At 37.9% G+C, this 17,872-nt stretch carries 16 protein-coding genes; 13 read left to right on the forward strand and 3 right to left on the reverse strand.

The genetic code is table 11. From position 1 onward, the window contains the following. The first annotated feature begins 6 nt into the window (after nt 1-6). From NSQ71_RS02805 to NSQ71_RS02860, 12 genes are all read left to right on the forward strand, one after another. A complete protein-coding gene (locus tag NSQ71_RS02805; RefSeq protein ID WP_232515658.1) occupies nt 7-930 on the forward strand; it encodes a sugar-binding transcriptional regulator in 924 nt (307 codons plus the stop codon). Nucleotides 931-1,285: 355 nt separating this feature from the next. Next, the gene (pdhA, locus tag NSQ71_RS02810) at nt 1,286-2,266 is read left to right on the forward strand and encodes a pyruvate dehydrogenase (acetyl-transferring) E1 component subunit alpha (RefSeq protein ID WP_063386334.1); all 981 of its coding nucleotides are present in this window, start codon (nt 1,286-1,288) and stop codon (nt 2,264-2,266) included. A gap of 20 nt (nt 2,267-2,286) precedes the next feature. Further along, on the forward strand, nt 2,287-3,270 hold the full coding sequence (locus NSQ71_RS02815; RefSeq protein WP_063386333.1) for an alpha-ketoacid dehydrogenase subunit beta: 984 nt from the start codon (nt 2,287-2,289) through the stop codon (nt 3,268-3,270). A gap of 16 nt (nt 3,271-3,286) precedes the next feature. After that, complete coding sequence (locus NSQ71_RS02820) at nt 3,287-4,618, forward strand: dihydrolipoamide acetyltransferase family protein (protein WP_340732756.1); 1,332 nt, start codon at nt 3,287-3,289, stop codon at nt 4,616-4,618. A gap of 14 nt (nt 4,619-4,632) precedes the next feature. Next, a complete protein-coding gene (gene lpdA, locus NSQ71_RS02825; RefSeq protein ID WP_340732759.1) occupies nt 4,633-6,015 on the forward strand; it encodes a dihydrolipoyl dehydrogenase in 1,383 nt (460 codons plus the stop codon). A gap of 228 nt (nt 6,016-6,243) precedes the next feature. Next, nucleotides 6,244-6,711: a PTS sugar transporter subunit IIA gene (locus NSQ71_RS02830; protein WP_066246921.1), complete on the forward strand. Its 468-nt coding sequence runs from the start codon at nt 6,244-6,246 to the stop codon at nt 6,709-6,711. A 54-nt stretch (nt 6,712-6,765) separates the two neighbouring features. Continuing rightward, nucleotides 6,766-8,151: a PTS galactitol transporter subunit IIC gene (locus NSQ71_RS02835; protein ID WP_340732761.1), complete on the forward strand. Its 1,386-nt coding sequence runs from the start codon at nt 6,766-6,768 to the stop codon at nt 8,149-8,151. A gap of 25 nt (nt 8,152-8,176) precedes the next feature. Further along, entirely contained in the window at nt 8,177-8,461 is a 285-nt protein-coding gene (locus tag NSQ71_RS02840; RefSeq protein WP_066246917.1) for a PTS sugar transporter subunit IIB, read from the forward strand. A 76-nt stretch (nt 8,462-8,537) separates the two neighbouring features. Continuing rightward, nucleotides 8,538-8,966, forward strand: coding sequence for a hypothetical protein (locus NSQ71_RS02845; RefSeq protein ID WP_130157757.1), 429 nt, complete (start codon nt 8,538-8,540; stop codon nt 8,964-8,966). Between the two features lie 14 nt (nt 8,967-8,980). Then, a complete protein-coding gene (locus tag NSQ71_RS02850) occupies nt 8,981-10,006 on the forward strand; it encodes a zinc-dependent dehydrogenase (RefSeq protein WP_327848380.1) in 1,026 nt (341 codons plus the stop codon). Nucleotides 10,007-10,027: 21 nt separating this feature from the next. Continuing rightward, nucleotides 10,028-10,723 carry an SDR family NAD(P)-dependent oxidoreductase gene (locus NSQ71_RS02855; protein ID WP_165381940.1) on the forward strand — a complete coding sequence of 232 codons (696 nt, stop codon included), beginning with the start codon at nt 10,028-10,030 and terminating at the stop codon, nt 10,721-10,723. Beyond that, nucleotides 10,720-11,472, forward strand: coding sequence for an SDR family NAD(P)-dependent oxidoreductase (locus tag NSQ71_RS02860; RefSeq protein ID WP_340732767.1), 753 nt, complete (start codon nt 10,720-10,722; stop codon nt 11,470-11,472). The genes NSQ71_RS02855 and NSQ71_RS02860 overlap by 4 nt, the downstream gene beginning before the upstream one ends. A gap of 1,146 nt (nt 11,473-12,618) precedes the next feature. Here the strand turns inward: NSQ71_RS02860 and NSQ71_RS02865 are convergent. Beyond that, nucleotides 12,619-13,788 (reverse strand): ISL3 family transposase, encoded by a 1,170-nt coding sequence (locus tag NSQ71_RS02865; protein ID WP_021292746.1) that lies wholly within the window; start codon nt 13,786-13,788, stop codon nt 12,619-12,621. Between the two features lie 227 nt (nt 13,789-14,015). Here NSQ71_RS02865 and NSQ71_RS02870 point away from each other — a divergent pair, with 227 nt between their 5' ends. Next, on the forward strand, nt 14,016-14,963 hold the full coding sequence (locus NSQ71_RS02870) for a sugar-binding transcriptional regulator (protein ID WP_066246910.1): 948 nt from the start codon (nt 14,016-14,018) through the stop codon (nt 14,961-14,963). Between the two features lie 612 nt (nt 14,964-15,575). On the opposite strand, the gene NSQ71_RS02875 is transcribed toward NSQ71_RS02870, so the two are convergent. Both NSQ71_RS02875 and NSQ71_RS02880 read right to left on the reverse strand, forming a co-directional pair. Further along, entirely contained in the window at nt 15,576-16,268 is a 693-nt protein-coding gene (locus NSQ71_RS02875) for a response regulator (protein ID WP_268753441.1), read from the reverse strand. 21 nt (nt 16,269-16,289) lie between these two features. Continuing rightward, complete coding sequence (locus tag NSQ71_RS02880) at nt 16,290-17,867, reverse strand: ATP-binding protein (RefSeq protein WP_063386326.1); 1,578 nt, start codon at nt 17,865-17,867, stop codon at nt 16,290-16,292. Nucleotides 17,868-17,872: the final 5 nt, after the last annotated feature.

Genomic DNA, 17,872 nt, shown 5'->3' on the forward strand with positions numbered 1-17,872 from the left:
GAATTATTGGAAGATAGAAGGCTGCTTGTGAAAATTTCTCATATGTATTATGCGGAAGGAGCTACACAATCAGAAATCGCAAAAGTGTTCGGTGTAAGCCGGTCGCTGATCTCAAAATATTTATCAAAAGCAAGAGAATTGGGAATTGTTGAAATTAAAATTCATGACGGCTCCCATCATCCTCTCATGAATATAGAAGCAAGAATTGAAAAAAAATATGGACTTCGGGAAGTCATTTGCGTTCCGAATCTAGGAAACGGACCGGATTTGGAAAATATCGGGGAATATGCAAGCAAATATTTATTAAGGATATTGAAAGACGGACAAATTGTCGGGGTTTCTTCTGGCACGACATTGCTTTCTGTTGCGAAGCAGATGCCAGCTAACCTTAATTATTCCTCCACGACCTTTGTTCCGATTGTAGGAGGAATGGGGGATGAACGGGTAGATATACATGCCAATGTTCTTGTTTCGATGTTTGCTGAAAAATTGAAGGCAAATTATAAGCTTCTCCATGCCCCTGTGATGGCTGACAGCAAAAAAGATAAGGAATTGTTTATGACTCAAACATCTATACAAAGCATTTTTAACCTTGCCGAAAAAGCGGATATCATCCTCGTAGGAATCGGCGGTTCACCTAAACACTCAACCATTACGAGATCAGAGCTGGGAAAAAAATATAGACAATATTTTAATGAACTCGATGCTGTTGGCGATATTTGCTATAAGTTTATCGATGAAAACGGAAGCGCCCCTTCAAATATTTGGAATGATAAAATCATTTCTTTTAATATTGAAAAATTAAAAGAAATTCCGTTTGTGATTGGAGTGGCAGCAGGACTGGAAAAAGTCGATGCGATCAAAGCCGTTTTAAAAGGGAAGTTAATAAATGTGTTAATTACAGATGAAAAAACAGCGGAAATGCTTTGACCTAAAAAAATTAATCATATGTGTAAGATGGGGTTCGATAAGTCCCTAAATAAATCAAGTAAAAAACAATAAACCGTATTTCTCTGCTTGATTTCGTATGTTTTCTATTTTGTCTAAAAGAGCTGAGCTGCCATAACTACAAATTGGCAGCCATTTTTTTTGCATAAAACATGGTTGCAGCCCCTCGATTATCTTTAGTTTACCAAACAAAAGAAAGAAGCTTGAGTACTTCCACTATTTTGAAAGGCTCCAATAAATAAGCTTATATAGATATTCCTTGACTATTTTCGGAAAAAACTCTATATTTATTACAAAAGTAACTATAAAGAACAAATGTAAAGGAGAGGTGGAAGAAATGAGTAATCATGTACTTCCAGCATTTATAACGGATGAAAGATTAGTTGAATTGTATAAACAAATGTGGCTGATTCGATATTTTGATGAAAAAGTCGACCAATTTTTTGCAAAAGGGATGATTCATGGAACGACTCACCTTTGTGTAGGACAAGAAGCAACAGCAGCAGGATCAATTGCCGTTTTGCAAGAGAAAGATAAAATTACCAGCACGCACAGGGGTCACGGCCATTGCATTGCTAAAGGTGCAACAGTCGATAGAATGATGGCCGAACTGTTTGGCAAAGTGACCGGATACTGTAAAGGGAAAGGCGGTTCCATGCACATTGCAGATGTAGAGAAAGGAAACCTAGGGGCAAACGGAATTGTTGGCGGAGGCATTCCTTTGGCAGTCGGTGCGGCATTAACTTCAAAGATGAAAAATGAGGGGTATGTTGTATTGTGCTTCTTCGGAGATGGTGCAGCAAATGAAGGAAGCTTCCATGAATCATTAAACCTTGCTTCCATTTGGGATCTTCCAGTTGTGTTCATTTGCGAGAACAATCAATACGGAATGAGCGGGTCTGTAAAAGAAATGTTCAATATTGAAAATATAGCAGATCGTGCACAGGCTTACGGTATTCCAGGCAAAGTAATCGATGGAAACGACATGCTTGAAGTGATGAATACAGTTTATGAAGCTGTTGAACATGCCAGATCAGGGAAGGGCCCTGTGCTGATTGAAGCAAAAACATATCGATGGAAAGGCCACTCAAAAAGCGATGCAAAAAAATACCGCACTCGTGAAGAAGAGCAAGAGTGGAGAAAAAAAGATCCGATCAAACGGTTTAAAGAGTACTTGATTGACAAAGGAGTATTAACAGAAGAAAAGGCTGAACAGCTGAGAGAAGAAGCTTTCCAGGAAATTGAAGACGCTGTTAAATTTGCGGAAAACAGTCCAGAACCGTCTGTTGATACATTGCTTGAAGACGTTTATGCGTAAATTTAGGGAGGGGAAAAGCGATGAGAGAGATCACTTATTTAGAAGCAGTTCGAGAAGCAATGAGTCAAGAAATGAGAAAAAATGAAGATGTTTATATATTAGGCGAGGATATCGGGGTTTACGGCGGTGCATTTGGTGTCACGCGGGGGATGATCGAGGAATTTGGTCCGGAACGCGTGAGAAATACGCCAATTTCTGAAGCGGCCATTGCAGGTGCGGCTGTCGGATCAGCGCTGACAGGCATGCGGCCGATTTTGGAGCTTCAATTTTCAGATTTCATCACAATCGCTATGGATCAGCTTGTGAACCAAGCTGCAAAGCTTCGATACATGTTCGGAGGTAAGGGGAAAGTTCCAATGGTTGTAAGAACTCCTGCCGGATCAGGTACAGGCGCAGCTGCCCAGCATTCTCAAAGTTTAGAAGCTTGGATGGCGCACATTCCGGGGCTGAAAGTCGTACAGCCGTCAACAGCTTACGATGCAAAAGGATTATTAAAAGCAGCGATTGACGATGATAATCCAGTTATTTTCTACGAACACAAACTCCTTTACAAAACAAAAAGCCACGTTCCAGAAGAACAATACTCGATTCCATTAGGAAAAGCGGATATTAAACGGGAAGGTAAAGATGTGACGATTGTTGCAACAGCGATTATGGTGCATAAAGCATTAGAAGCGGCAAAAGAGCTTGAAAAAGAAGGAATTGACGTCGAAATTGTCGATCCAAGAACACTTGTCCCGCTGGATGAAGAAACGATCGTCGAATCTGTGAAAAAGACAGGTAGAGTTGTAGTCGTCCATGAAGCTGTAAAACGCGGAGGATATGGCGGTGAAATCGCTAGTGTCATTGCAGAGAGCGAGGCCTTCGATTATCTCGATGCCCCAATCAAACGTCTTGGCGGGCTGCCTGTCCCTATTCCTTATAATCCGAATCTAGAAAAAGCAGCTGTCCCGCAAGTACCGGATATTATAAAAGCAGTAAAAGAAACGGTTCAATTTAAATAAAAAGGGGGGAGAACCGATGGCAAAAGAAATTTTTATGCCGAAGCTGAGCAGTACGATGGAAGTCGGCACACTCCTTCAATGGTTTAAAGAAGAAGGAGAGTCCGTTGAGATCGGCGAACCGTTATTTGAAATAATGACCGATAAAATCAATATCGAAGTTGAGGCATATGACAGAGGAATATTGTTGAAAAAATATTTCCAACCGGATGACCAAATTCCGGTCAATCAAGTGATCGGATATATCGGCGAACCGGGGGAAAAGGTTCCTGACGAGCCGCCGGCTTTATCAGAGGAATCAAGCGAACAATCCGGTGAAAAGACTGAACAGTCTGAAACAAACGAAGACGCTGTCGAAGTAAAAAGCAATGAGAATGGTAAAGTACGAGCCACACCTGCCGCAAGACGTTTAGCTAAAGAAACGAAAGTGGATCTTCGAAACATTGTAGGAAGCGGGCCAAAAGGACGCATACACCTTAAAGATGTGAAGCAATATTTAGAAACAGAAAAGGCACAACCGAAAGCATCGCCGCTAGCAAGAAAAATTGCAGAGCATGAGAATATAGACTTGAAGGCGCTTCAAGGCTCAGGTGCAGGAGGCAAGGTGATGAAACAGGATGTTATCAACGCCATTCAAGCATCAAGTCAGAAAGCTCAGCAGCCTGAAGTCCGGAAGAAACTATCCGGATTGCGGAAAGTGGTTGCCGACAGAATGGTGCAAAGCGCATTTACTGCTCCACATGTTACATTGGCCAGCGATATTGATATGACAAAAGCAATCGAAATGAGAACAGCGCTTCTTCCGGTTGTAGAAAAACAAACTGGATTCCGTTTAACTTATACAGACATTATTATCAAAGCAGTCGGTACAGCTTTATCACGATTCCCTGAAGTGAACGTTCATTTGGAGCATGATGAAATCATTTATAAAAATGAAGTTAATGTTGGAGTGGCAGTTGCGGTAAAAGACGGTTTAATGGTGCCGGTAATTAAACAAGTTGAGCAGAAAGGATTGGCCGCTATTTGTGCAGAAGCAAAAGATTTAAGCAAACGTGCAAGGGAACAAAAACTCCGGCCTGACGAGCTTAAAGGCTCTACCTTTACGATCAGCAATCTCGGCATGTATCCGATAGATGTATTTACACCGATTATTAATCAGCCGGAAATAGCCATTTTAGGTGTTGGTAGAACCCAAGAAAAAACTGTAGTAGTCAACGGGGAAATCGTCATTCGGCCGATGATGACAGCCAGCCTGTCTTTTGATCACCGTGTAATAGATGGAGCACCTGCTGCAGAATTTTTGGCTGAAGTAAAACGCATTCTTGAAAACCCGTATGAAATGATCTTATAAGGAGGGGGCTCAATTTGACAAAATCGTATGATATTGCAGTAATTGGTGGTGGACCAGGAGGCTACATGTCAGCACTTCATGCAGCTCGGTTTGGAAAAAAAGTAATGCTAGTCGAAAAAGATTTTTTGGGCGGCACATGTTTAAATAGAGGCTGCATCCCTTCCAAAACATGGTTGAAAAACGCTGAAATTATTGAGGCAATTGAATTATCAAGAGAATGGGGAATTCAAACGGACAACATCACGATTTCATTAGACAAAATGAAAAAGCGCAAAGACGAAGTCATCTCCCGTCTCAGAAACGGTGTTATGTTTTTGTTAAAGCAAGGGAAAATTGATGTATATGAGGCAGAAGGCTTTGTAGAAGAAGGAAATATTGTAAAAGTAGTTTCGGATAAAAAAGAGGAACGTGTTCAAGCAGACAAAATTATTGTGGCAACCGGTTCATCCCCTTCCGTTCCCCCAATAGATGGACTGGACTCTGCGTCTTTTTATACAAGCGATACCATTTTTGATATTGAAAAAATACCAAGCTCCCTAACCATAATTGGCGGTGGAGTCATTGGGGTGGAGTTAGCGACTATTTTTTCCAGTCTAAAAACAAATGTAACGATCATTGAAATGGCCGGACGGATTATCCCAACTGAAGATGCTGACGCCTCCAAAGCGCTTGCTAAATCGCTGCAAAAAAAAGGAGTCCAAATTTTAACAGACGCGAAAGTAACAAGCGTGAAACAAAACGGAGACAAAACCATTGTCGAATGTCTAAATGAAAAAGGCGAATCGGTATCGGTAGAAGGGGAGGCGCTTTTAGTAAGCGTTGGAAGAAAACCTAATTTATCTGCCGTTCAGGCATTACAGCTAGAACAAAACGGGCCTTTTATTAAAGTAAACGAAAAAATGGAAACGAGCTATCCGAATATTTATGCTGTCGGCGATGTCATAGGAGGATATCAGCTGGCGCATGCGGCGTATATGGAAGGAATTGTTGCCGCATCGAACGCAGCAGGCTGTGAACGGAAAATGGATGAAAAAGTTGTTCCCAGGTGCATTTTTACGCTTCCAGAAGTAGCTAGTGTTGGCTTGACAGAAGAGGAGGCCGAGCGCAAAGGGCTGCAAGTAAAGGCTGAAAGATTTGATCTTGCCGGAAATGGAAAAGCGCTTGTTTCTGGCGACACATCAGGATTTATAAAAATAGTGTATGATGAAAAATATGGAGAAATAATTGGAGTCACAATGGTTGGCCCTCACGTGACCGAAATGATTTCAGAAGCTTCCTCTTTCATATCCCTAGAAGGCACTGTAGAAGAACTAGCCAATATGATCCATCCTCACCCAACCATATCTGAATCATTTTTTGACGTCGCAAGAAACATTATAGACAAAAGTAAAAAATAATAGCGTGATGTAAAAAGGGCTTATTTACAATTGTTATACTAATTAACATTTAGTAAAACAAATTTGTAAATAAGCTCTTATTTTTTCTAATTTAATTAAAAAGTATTGACTCGATAATTCTAACGATTTAAAATATTATTAACAAATGTAATATTAAAGAACTTTTGGAAAGAAGATGAGAATTCCAAATGATTGTCTTTCCTTATAAAGCAATAGGGAGATGGTTTTATGGAGAAGTTTGTACATCTAGATGAAGATATCATTTGCTTGGATGTCGATAAAAAAACGAATGAAGATGTAATTACTTATATGTTTGAAAAAATGAAAAAAAAGAATTATGTGAAGGAATCGTTTCTTAAAGCTGTTTTAAGTAGGGAAAAAGTATATTCTACTGGTTTACCTCTTGAAAATATGGGGGTAGCGATTCCACATACGGATCCCGAACATGTTAACATTCCAACTGTTGGTGTTGCAGTTCTTCGTGAACCTGTGACTTTTCAAATGATGGGAAATCCATCTCAATCTGTAGAAGTAGAAATAGTTTTTATACTAGCAATTAAAGATCCTAATAAGCAGCTAACAATGTTAGAAAAATTGATGGAAATGTTTCAAAATAATGATGAAATGTTTAAATTAAAAAATGCTAGGGAAAAAGCTGAAATATACAAAATATTAGATAATAAATTTAATTTTTAATATTTTAAAATGTAAGCGTTTTAAATACCTTATTTATTACAGGGGGTGGGTGAAATGATTAAACAAGCTGTTGATTTTATTCTTGATTTAGGACCATCCATCATGTTGCCTATCATAATGACAATTTTCGGATTGATTTTAAAACAAGGATTTAAAAAATCATTTCGGGCTGCTTTGACAATTGGAATTGGTTTTGTTGGAGTAAACCTTGTCATTACTCTTTTAACGAATTCATTAGGTCCAGCTACAGAGGCAATGGTCAAAAAACTTGGTTTGGAGTTGGGAATTTTAGATGTTGGCTGGCCGATTGGTGCAGCTATTTCATTTGGTACTCCAGTCGCTCCACTTATGATTCCTTTAGTACTAATTTTAAATGTTATTTTATTGTCGATTAATTTTACTAAAACTTTAAATGTTGATATTTGGAACTTTTGGCATTTAATTTTTGCAGCTTCTGTTACTTATTATGCTTATGACAAAATGATACTTGCATTGTTTGTAGGTTTAGTGGTTTCTGCGATTACATTAAAACTAGCCGACTGGACAGCACCAGCTGTTGAACACCATTTTGGCTTAAAAGGCGTGTCTTTAGCGCACTCGGAAACGGTCAATTTTGCCCCAATCACTTACGCAACAAATAGAATATTGGACAAAATACCGGGAATTAACAAAATTCATGCAGATCCTGAAACTTTAAGTAAAAGATTTGGAATATTTGGGGAACCGTTGATGATGGGGCTAATTTTAGGAATGCTAATTAGTATCCTTGGAGGCTACGATTTAAAGGGAATTTTAACACTTGGCGTACAAATGGCAGCTGTGTTAGTTCTTTTGCCTCGGATGGTATCCCTCCTTATGGAAGGGCTGATCCCTATCTCTGAAGGCGCAAGAGATTACATTAATAAAAAATTTCCTGGAAAAAACGTATATATTGGATTAGATGCTGCTATTGTAATTGGTAATCCAGCAAATATGGCAGTAGCTTTAATTATGGTTCCTATAACGATTCTTTTGGCCGTGATTCTTCCATACAATCAAATGTTACCATTTACAGATTTAGCGGTTCTGCCTTTTACCGTCATTTGGGCTGTAGCAGCAGCTAGAGGAAATATTGTTAGGGGATTAATTAATGCTATCATTACGATCATGATTGTTCTTTTTATAGCAACGAATTTAGCGGAATTGGCAACAACAATGGGAAGAGCAGTAGGTTTTGATTTTCCTGAGGGAGCTTCGTTGATTTCTGGTATTGATTTAGGATCTCATGTTATTCCTTGGATCATCGTTCGTTTACTGGACCCAACAAATCCTTATTTTATTGCTGCAATTATATGCGCAGTACTATATGGGTTGATTTGGTATTGGGTGAGAAATGATATCAAAAAGCAATTCGCAAAGGAAATGGGAATCTTGGAAGAGAATAATAAAAATATAGAATAGCAAAAAATATGAGGGAGGAATAAATTTGGCACAGAAAAAAATTTTAGTATGTTGCGGAACAGCTGTTGCCACTTCTACTGTAGTAGCCAAAAAGATTGAAGAAGTTTTAAAAAATAAAGGATTCAATGTAGCTGTTGAACAATGCAAGGCTGCAGAAGTGCCTGTAAAAGCTGAAAATGCTGATGTAATCGTTACGACAACACCAGTAAGTAATGTTGGGGATGTGCCAGTTATTCAGACTGTCTCTTTTTTAACGGGTGTTGGGATTGATGATGATATTAACAAAATTATTGAATATTTAAACAAGTAACATGTATCTGGAAAAAGAGTTAGATTTCAAATTCCTTAAAAAGAAATCTAACTCTTCTTTCAATTCGGAGGTTGTTATGAAAAAGTATAGGTATAGTAAATGGATGGTTTGCAGTAAAAATTTTGTTCCTTTGATTTTAATGGTTGGTTTGTTTGGTTATGGGATATATGGCTATCTTATTGATGAACATAATGAATTATATAAACTATTAATCATTGTTATGCCTTTTTTAATATTATCCTCCGTTATTGGTTTACAATTTCCTTCTTCTATCACGGTAACGAAAGAAGGAATTTTATTTGAAGGATTTGGCAGACAGCATAAATATGATTGGAGTGAAGTTAAAAATGAAATGAAAATAAAAAAATATGATTTTGCTGGCCAAATATACATTCGCATAGGTAACCCGCGAATATTTGGCGGAAGATATTGGATTTCATATAAAATGGACGGTTACTCTGAATTATTAAGTGAATTAATAAATAGAGGTGCTCGCGTACTTTAGTGGAGGAGATCAATATGAAAGCTGCTGTCTTTTATGATAGGGAGGATATAAGGTATGAAGAAAGACCAATTCCTCAAATAGGTGAAAATGAAGTTCTATTAAAAATGAAGGTATGTGGTGTATGTGGAACTGATATTCATAAAGTAGTCGATAGAACTGTACCGCCTAATACAGTATTAGGGCATGAAGTAGCAGGGGAAATTGTACAAGTTGGTAAAAATGTTACACAATTTGAAGAAGGAGATCGTGTTTTTGTTGCCCATCATGTACCATGCTTCACCTGTCATTATTGTAATAGAGGAAATTACAGTTTATGTACTCAGTTTAAAGCAACAAATCTAGATCCTGGTGGTTTTTCAGAATATATTCGAGTCTCTGCTGTTCATGTAAAACATACAATGGGAAAATTGCCATCTGCTATGAGCTTTGAAACAGGAGCTTTTGTAGAACCAGTTGCTTGTTGTTTGCATGGATTTGAGTCCATTGCATTAAATCCTGGAGATACAGTTTTTATAATGGGGGCAGGTCAAATAGGGTGCATTCAAATTCAGTTGGCAAAATATTTCTTAGCTGACAGAGTAATCGTAAGTGATATTAACCCATTTCGGTTAAACAAATCATTAGAATTTGGTGCGGACTATATCATAAATAGCAAGAATGAACATGTGAGGGACAGAATAATGGAAATAACAGATGGTCAAGGGGCAGATGTAGTTATTATTTCAGCTGGTGTTAATCATCTGTTGACGGAAGCAATGGAATGTGTAGGCAAAGGTGGGACAATATTAGTATTTGCTCCGTTTAAGAGGGACCTTGTCCCATTACGGGCGGATAGGTTTTTTCAAGATGAAATTAAACTTGTTGGCTCCTATTCATCCAATCCATATAATTACGATAAAGCATTACAACTACTTAAGATGGGTGTTGTAGAAGCGGATAAGATGATCACACATCGTTTCCATTTATCACAGCTGAATGAAGCCATTCAATGTGCACACAGTACTAAAGAGAATGTCCTAAAAGTATTGATTAAATCGTAATAAATGGTGGTGAAAAATCCTTTGGAAATAAAGTTAAAAAATAAAGTTGCGATCGTGGTTGGAAGTAATTTTATTTTTGGGAAAGAGATATGTTTAGCACTTGCTTTATCTGGCGCTGAGGTATGGATTCATCATTTTAACGAGGAGGACAAAATTGAGCAAATTTCTAAAGAAATCTCCTCACTCGGCGGAACAGCAAAGGTCATCTCAGGCGACTTAAGGAAACTAGAAGAGGTTCAAAAAGTTATTTCAAAAATTGCAAAGAATAGTGGAAAAATTGACATTTTAATCAATAATATTCATGTTTTGTCAAAAGAAACAATTGAGGATTTAGATCCTAATGATTGGATTGAAACGTTGGAGTTCAACCTTGATATTCCGTTCTTATGCAGCAAGGAAGTGATTCCACACATGCTAAGAATTGGGGAGGGAAACATTATTAACATTTCAGCAACCGCGGCAGTCACCGGTGAAATCGGCCCCCATTATGCAGCGTCGAAAAGCGCATTAAATTCAATGACTAAAGGATTGTCTAGGGAATTCCGTGAATTTGGAATACGTGTAAATAGCATTTCTCCTGATATCGTTCAAACATCGACATCATTGTCTTCTCTCAGTAAAGCAGTTGCAAACACAGTTTTGTTTTTATGCTCTCCATATGCTACACATTTAAAAGGCGAAATAATTTTCCTTGGAGAGGAGGAAAATATTCATTGAATAGAGAGAATGTATTGGTAATTGGAGGAGCGGCGGGCATTGGAAAACAGATTGTTTTAGACTTTGCCGGAAGGGGAAAAAAAGTAGCAGTAGCTGATATTAATAAAAAAGCACTTGATCAACTAATCAATGAAAGCGGAAGACCAAATGACATTTTAAGTTTTGAAGTAGATGTATCGAACTGGGAAAGCGTTCAAAATATGATGACAAAAGTTAAAGAAACTTTAAATTCGATTGATATTTTTGTTTATTCTGCAGGGATTACGAAACAAGTTTCTTTTTTGAATATTGATTGGGCATCGTGGAAAAAAACAATAGCTGTAAATTTACATGGACTTTTTTTCAGTACAAAAGCAGTGTTGCCATTAATGAAAAATAAAAATGGGGGTAGTATTATAATCATTGGATCTGGTTCTGCTATAACCGGTTCAGGCGGAGGTATCCATTATGCTGCTTCAAAAGGTGGTGCTTTTGGATTTATGAGATCTTTAGTAGGAGAGCTAGGTAAAGAAGGAATTAACATAAATGTGATTGCTCCTCGTGTAATTGAATCGGACATGCTTGACCGCTTGTATCCTTCAGAGGGATCCAAAAATACTCTAAAAAAAGAAATTCCGATAGGCAGACTGGGTAAACCTTCTGATATTTCAAATCTCACTAATTTTTTGTCTAATGAAGAATCAGCATATATTCATGGACAAATCATTATTGCAGATGGCGGGAGAACATTTAGACCAAAAAGCGGTTAAGTTCACTTGATTAGTTTTGAACTTGATCATCTATTTCTTGAGCTTTACAAGAACCATTTTTTCATCTTAAAAATAATGGTCAATATTGTATTGGGGCAACTTTATGTTCAAAAAACAATAGCTATATGTGTTTTTCGTTCATAATTGTTTTTGCTCACATAAAATTGAGCCACTTCGCTCATGAAAACGTGAACCACTCCATTTCCATCTAAAAACACCATCTTGATATGGAGTGAGAGGCATGATAGGCTTGTTGCCTATCGAAACACTTTGATGTGTCGCGTTTCGAGTGAAATCATGCCTCTGGAGGCTCCATGTCAAGACACTCCAGATTTACCATTTGCCAATTTCGAAGTGACTCACAAGTATGTAATCGGAGTGGCTCAAAATTCAATTATCAAATACAATAATAAAAAAGATTAATAAGAATTTATATGGAAACAAGGGGAATGATAGTTAAATAGTCTAGATGGTCCCAGTTCACCTTCGTTAAATTGTTGTTAAAACATGGCGGATTCTTTTTTGTGTTTGACCTTTTTGATTAAAGAAATTGAATAAAGGAAAAGTCCTTTGTTTATTTCAATATAAAAGTGTGGAGAGGAATAAAGTGCTTATGCAGTGATATACACTGGGCTTTACATGGAGGAAGGCAATAAAAGTTTAACTGTTTTAACTGGTGATTGTTGGAAGAATTAAGCTGCAGCGGCTCCATGTCAAGCCTTTTATAACTGAATCGTTGAGTTATATTATTGCAAATTTTTAATGTTGACTCCACACTCTGCTTTTTTTCTTGCAGAAATAGTCCTTCTCAGCTCTGGCAACAACTTTCACCATTCCCCATTTTAGATCTTTCGTATGCTTTTCATTTAGGCTATCTTACTCAAGTGTTGAAACTTAAGGCCGTTAGTTTCTTGACGTGTTTGATGAATCAAATTGAACAACTCAGAAAATTCTTGCTTATTCATTGTACTTATTAGTTCATTTGTTGTGTTTTTTGTGTTATCCTTATCCATGGGAACTATCCTTATAATTAGAAATTCTAATTATAAGGATTTTTTATACTGATTAAAGACCATGTATTTTCCATATATTTAAAAATATTACAAAATTTTGGTTCATCACCAAAAGATGTACTTGATTTTTACGTTAAAATGTGATAGAGGTCTCTAGACGGACACGCAAAGTAAAACGCTGGATATTTCGATACCCATATCCTCGCCTTTTGATCAATTTTATTTTGTTGTTGATTCCTTCCATTGGACCATTTGAGTAAGAAAAAACGATGCAAGAAAGCACTGCGTCTCTTCGGGTGATGAGTGCCTTGGCAATACTGCGTACGGCGGCACAGTCGCTAAAAAGGTACCGGTCAAACCATTGGGTCAAACGAGTTTCGGCTTGCTTTCTTGTTTGGCTTTTGGATACGTAACGGAAATGTTGAAGTGCTTGATAGACATCACGTAAATAAGCACTTTCTTGGCACCATTGTCGAACTTCCTGTCTCTCTTCTTCTGTTAATTTTTCTGGACGTTGGCTTAACAATCGGCACACGCGGCGAACGCTTCCATGTTTGGTTCCGCCTTTGGCAAGGTATTTGCGACAACGTTCCAGTGCATCGGTGAATAACTGAATCACATGGAAGTGGTCAAGAACATGGATGGCTTTTGGACATACCTTTTCAATGGCTTTTCTCATGGCAGGAGCCAAGTCGCTGACAACATACTTCACTTTGGAGGCGACGGGTTGAAGCGCCTCCACAATGGCTTCTTCATTTTTTCCAGAAGCAATGGAAAGGACATTCCGAGTCTGTGTGTCCATCACCGCTACTCCGTAATCATGTCCCTTTCGGAAAGCGAATTCATCCACACATACTACTGTAGGATTCGATGTTGGTAAAAGAGCCGGGGCATATTGATAAAACCAGCGTTCTACTGTCGTATAGGCGAGTTGTAACAAGCGAGCGACTTCTTGAATCGTTTTTCCGATGCATAACTGGGCGACCCAATGTTGAAACGATTCCGTCGCGATACTGTGAGACGGAAGTCCCGGATAAGAAACGGTGAACGTCAGAAAACAGGCTTGGCAACGCCGTCTTTCTATGGGAAGTTCAATCCAAAATAAACCGACCGTATTTGTATAGCCATGAATCCATTGTTTTCGTTTCGATGATATTTTGGTTGTCCGTCCGAAGCAAGTCGGGCAGATCGGACAATGAGGAGGGAGGGAAAGTTCAAAAATCCATCGTTCTCCCTCTTTTCGTTCTCCATGAATAAGAAAGCCTGGTAAAGTGATCAAATCTTTGATAAACTGAGATTGCATGCGAAATTTCCTCCATGGTTGATGGTTTGGTCACCTTTACCATACAGGAAATTTCGCATTTTTTGTACCCTTGATCAGAAAACAACCTGATTGTCAAGTACATTTTGTGGTGAAGAGCCAAAATTTTTTGAATATAACAACTTGAGGAATAAGATTAATTTAAGTCAAAGGTTAGTTAATATAAGTTATTTTTAACAATGCTGATGGTTAAATAAAGAGGTGAAGAAATGTTAACGTGGGAAGAAAGGAGACAACTTGTCAAGATAGCGACTTTATATTACACAGAAGGATGGACACAAGAGCAAATTGCCAAAAAAATTGGCGTGTCTAGACCGATTGTTTCGAAAATGATACAAAAGGCAAAAGAAGCAGGAATTATTGAAATATATATAAAAGATGAGAGTATCCATACAGTTGAATTGGAACAGAAGCTGGAAAAATATTTTAATTTAAAGGATGCAGTTGTTGTTCCTTCTGTAGGTTTAACTCCTGATTTGGTAAAGAGTGCAGTAGGACGAGCAGGTGCTTATTATCTTTCTAAAAATTTAAAAAACGTAAAACGTCTCGGAATTTCCTGGGGAACTACACTTGCCGAACTTGTAAAGGAATTTCCATATGTACGTAATGAAGATATACATATAGTTCCGCTCGAAGGTGGTATGGGAAGAAAATACGTTGAAATTCATGCAAATCAACTGGCATATGAACTGGCAAAAAAGTTAAATTGTACATGCTCTTATTTATACGCTCCTGCGATTGTAGAGACAGAAGAATTAAAAGAAAGATTATTAGCAATGCAGGATATAGAAGCAGTGCTTGAAGAAGGACGAAATGTCGATATAGCAGTCATCGGAATTGGTAACCCGCATAGGTCATCTACATTGCGGAAGTTAGGTTATTTGAGTGATGAAGATTTAAATTATTTACGCAAGCTCGGTGTAGTCGGAGATATCGGATTTCGTTTTTTTGATGATTTTGGAAATGTTATTATCGACTCTTTTACGAACAAAGTAATTGGCGTTACTTTAACAGAACTGAAAAAAATTAATCAAGTAATTGCTGTTGTTGAAGGGATACACAAACTTGAAAGTATAAAAGCTGCATTAAACGGTGGATTTATAAATGTTTTAATTATCGATGAACAGACTGCTGCAGCAATTGTTGAAAACTGGTAATACCCTGTTAATTCAATCCCATGGGCCGATTTATAGAAAAATTAAATAAAAATACTATGCTCCAACTCTCAAATCATTAAGTTTTGAAGTTGGAGTTTTTTTGATTTTGCTGAAATATTTTGCCGATTTAAAACGTCGACGCTTACTTAAAAAAATCACGTGTCTTTGTTTAGCATGGGGCATTTTGTAACGGATCATTACAAGGCAGTTATTCCACTAAAAAAGTGGGGTAAAAAATTTAAAAGCAAAGTTGAAAATGGTAATGGCGAAGGAACAGATAAAGAGCGGACAATAGGTTGAAGGAAAGCAAGGGAGGAGGGAAAAAGTTGAAAATTCAACGCATTGAAAGGCAAAGTCGGCGAAAAATTCTGAACTCGTTTTTAGAATAATCGTTGTTTATTGAGAACTCATAATGTAGGTTCGAAAGCCTTTCTATGTCCCGATTAAAAAAGAAAATGTCCGTAAGAGAAAATTGACACCATTAGTATTCAACGTGCGATGACTGTTCCCCTGATAAAGCCAACATAGCATTTATTTGTCCTAGCAATTTAAAAATGAGAAAAGTGGTCCAGCTCAATGATTTTTTCGTTTGTTTTTCGCCTCTTGTCAAGCTTAATCAGAATGAAACATATATCGATTGACAGGTCTTCCGATGCTGCCGTACTGAACATGGATTGAGACTTTTTTGATTTTCGCCAGGTAGTCTAAATATCTTCGTGCAGTAACGCGTGCAATACCGATTCCTTCCGCAACTTCTTCAGCGGAAATCGGTTCTTTTTGATTTTGAAGGAAACGGATAATCTTATCAAGTGTTACTTGGTTCAACCCTTTAGGCAGTTCTGGATTCTCTGGCTTTTTCTTGAATTTATTGTTTAACAACATAGTGTCTACATCTTTTTGCGTTAATTTTTCTTTTTCCTTCAGCTGGCTATGATAAAGCAAATAGTTTTTTAATGATTGTTGGAGCCGTTCAAATTTAAACGGTTTCATAATGTAGTCAAAAGCGCCGTTTTGCAGGACACGGCGAACAGTTTCCATATCTCTCGCAGCGGTAATCGCAATGACATCTACGGAATGACCCTCTGACCGGATTTGCTTAAGCGTTTCTAATCCATCCTGATTAGGCATGTAAATATCTATAATAACTAGTTCAGGTTTCAATTCTCGAACAAGCTCTATGCCTTCTTTTCCGTTCCCTGCGATTCCAATCACAGTAAAGCCGTCGACTTTTTGGATAAATTGTTTATTCACCTCTTGAACCATGGGATCATCTTCAATCAACAATACACTAATTTTTTTGTTCAAATTTTTTGCCCCCTTTGTTTTTTACATATCAAATGTGATGATAAATGTAGTTCCCATACCTTTTTGCGACTCAACCTGAATGTGACCGTTTGCTCGGTCAACAATTTGTTTGACCAGATATAAGCCTATTCCATGATTTTGCTTGTTTTTTGTGGAAAAACCCTTTTCAAAAATGTTCGGTAATACAGAATCGTCTATGCCAGGACCGTTATCTTCAACTAATATCGTGCAAATTTCTTTATTTTGATCGATGCTGACGAATATTTCTTTGTCAGGATCAGTCGACTCTTGAAAGGCATCAAAAGCATTTTCAATTAAATTCCCAATGATGATCACCAGGTCGTTATGATCGATATTTTTTGGAAATCGCTCCAAATGGCTGTTTCTGTCAATGACTACTTTAATTCCGAGCTCTTTGCCCCGGCTGATTTTGCTGAGTAAAAGGCCCGATATGCTTTCATCTTTAATATGTTCAGTTAAAAAGTTTGTCAGCTCTTCTTGCTCTTCCGTTATTTTGAATACATATTCTAACGCTTTTTCTTTATGTCCAAGCTGAATGAGACCTGCTATCGTGTGCAATTTGTTCATATGTTCATGATTTTGAACACGAAGCGCGTGGACAAAAGCTTTCACTCCGGTTAATTCTTCCGCAAGCTTTTTGATTTCAGTTCGATCCTGGAAAATGGCGACAGCTCCGACCGTTTCGTTATTCACTCTGATCGGGATGCGATTGCTTAAAATGCTTAGATTCCTTACCTGCAATTCTTTGTTATAAATAGGACGGTCAATTACTAATATTTCCGGGAGTCGGGTGTCGGAAATAACGTCGCGAATCGGCTTTCCGATCACATCTCCTTCAATGCCCATCATTTGTTTGGCACGGTCATTAAAAATAGTTATACGTTCATTTTTATCAATGGCAATGACTCCTTCGTGCATAGCATTAAATGTTTCAGTCCGTTCAACTAGCATTTTAGCTATTTCAAAAGGCTCCAAGTGAAACATCTGCTTTTTTATATGTCTTGCCAGGAGCCAGGCCCCCAAACCGCCTAATAGTAAGACAAGAAAAGAAATCGAAAAAATTTGCGATTTTAAATTTGCAAGCAGCTCATATAAGCTTGGAAGCTTATAGGCTGCGATGACGACTCCAACTTGTTTATGTTCTTTATTCATGACAGGTACAAAGGCGCGGATAACAGTGCCGATTTCTCCATTTGCTTTTGACGTATATGTGTGTTCGGCAAAGGCAGGACCTTCATCTTCTCCTTCCGATTTTGTTCCGATTAAAGATTTGACCGGATGGGAAAGGCGGGTACGATCCATATCGAGCACAACAATATATTCTGTTCCGTTAATGATTTGAAGACGTTCAATCATCGAAGGAATCAGCTGGCGATCTTTCAAGCTTCCATTGAGCCCGTTTCTGACTTCAGGCAGCGCCGCAACCGTCCTCGCAGCTAATATAGATTGCTGTTTAAGCTCTTCTTCTTTTTGGTTTAAATATTCGTTTACAATAAATAATCCTCCGAAAAAAAGCGATAAAAAGACAATAATAAAAATTAAACCTGTTATTTTCCATATAATTGGTAATCGCTTCATAAGGC

It is taken from the genome of Aeribacillus sp. FSL M8-0235 (assembly GCF_038000355.1).
Lineage (GTDB): Bacteria > Bacillota > Bacilli > Bacillales > Aeribacillaceae > Aeribacillus > Aeribacillus composti.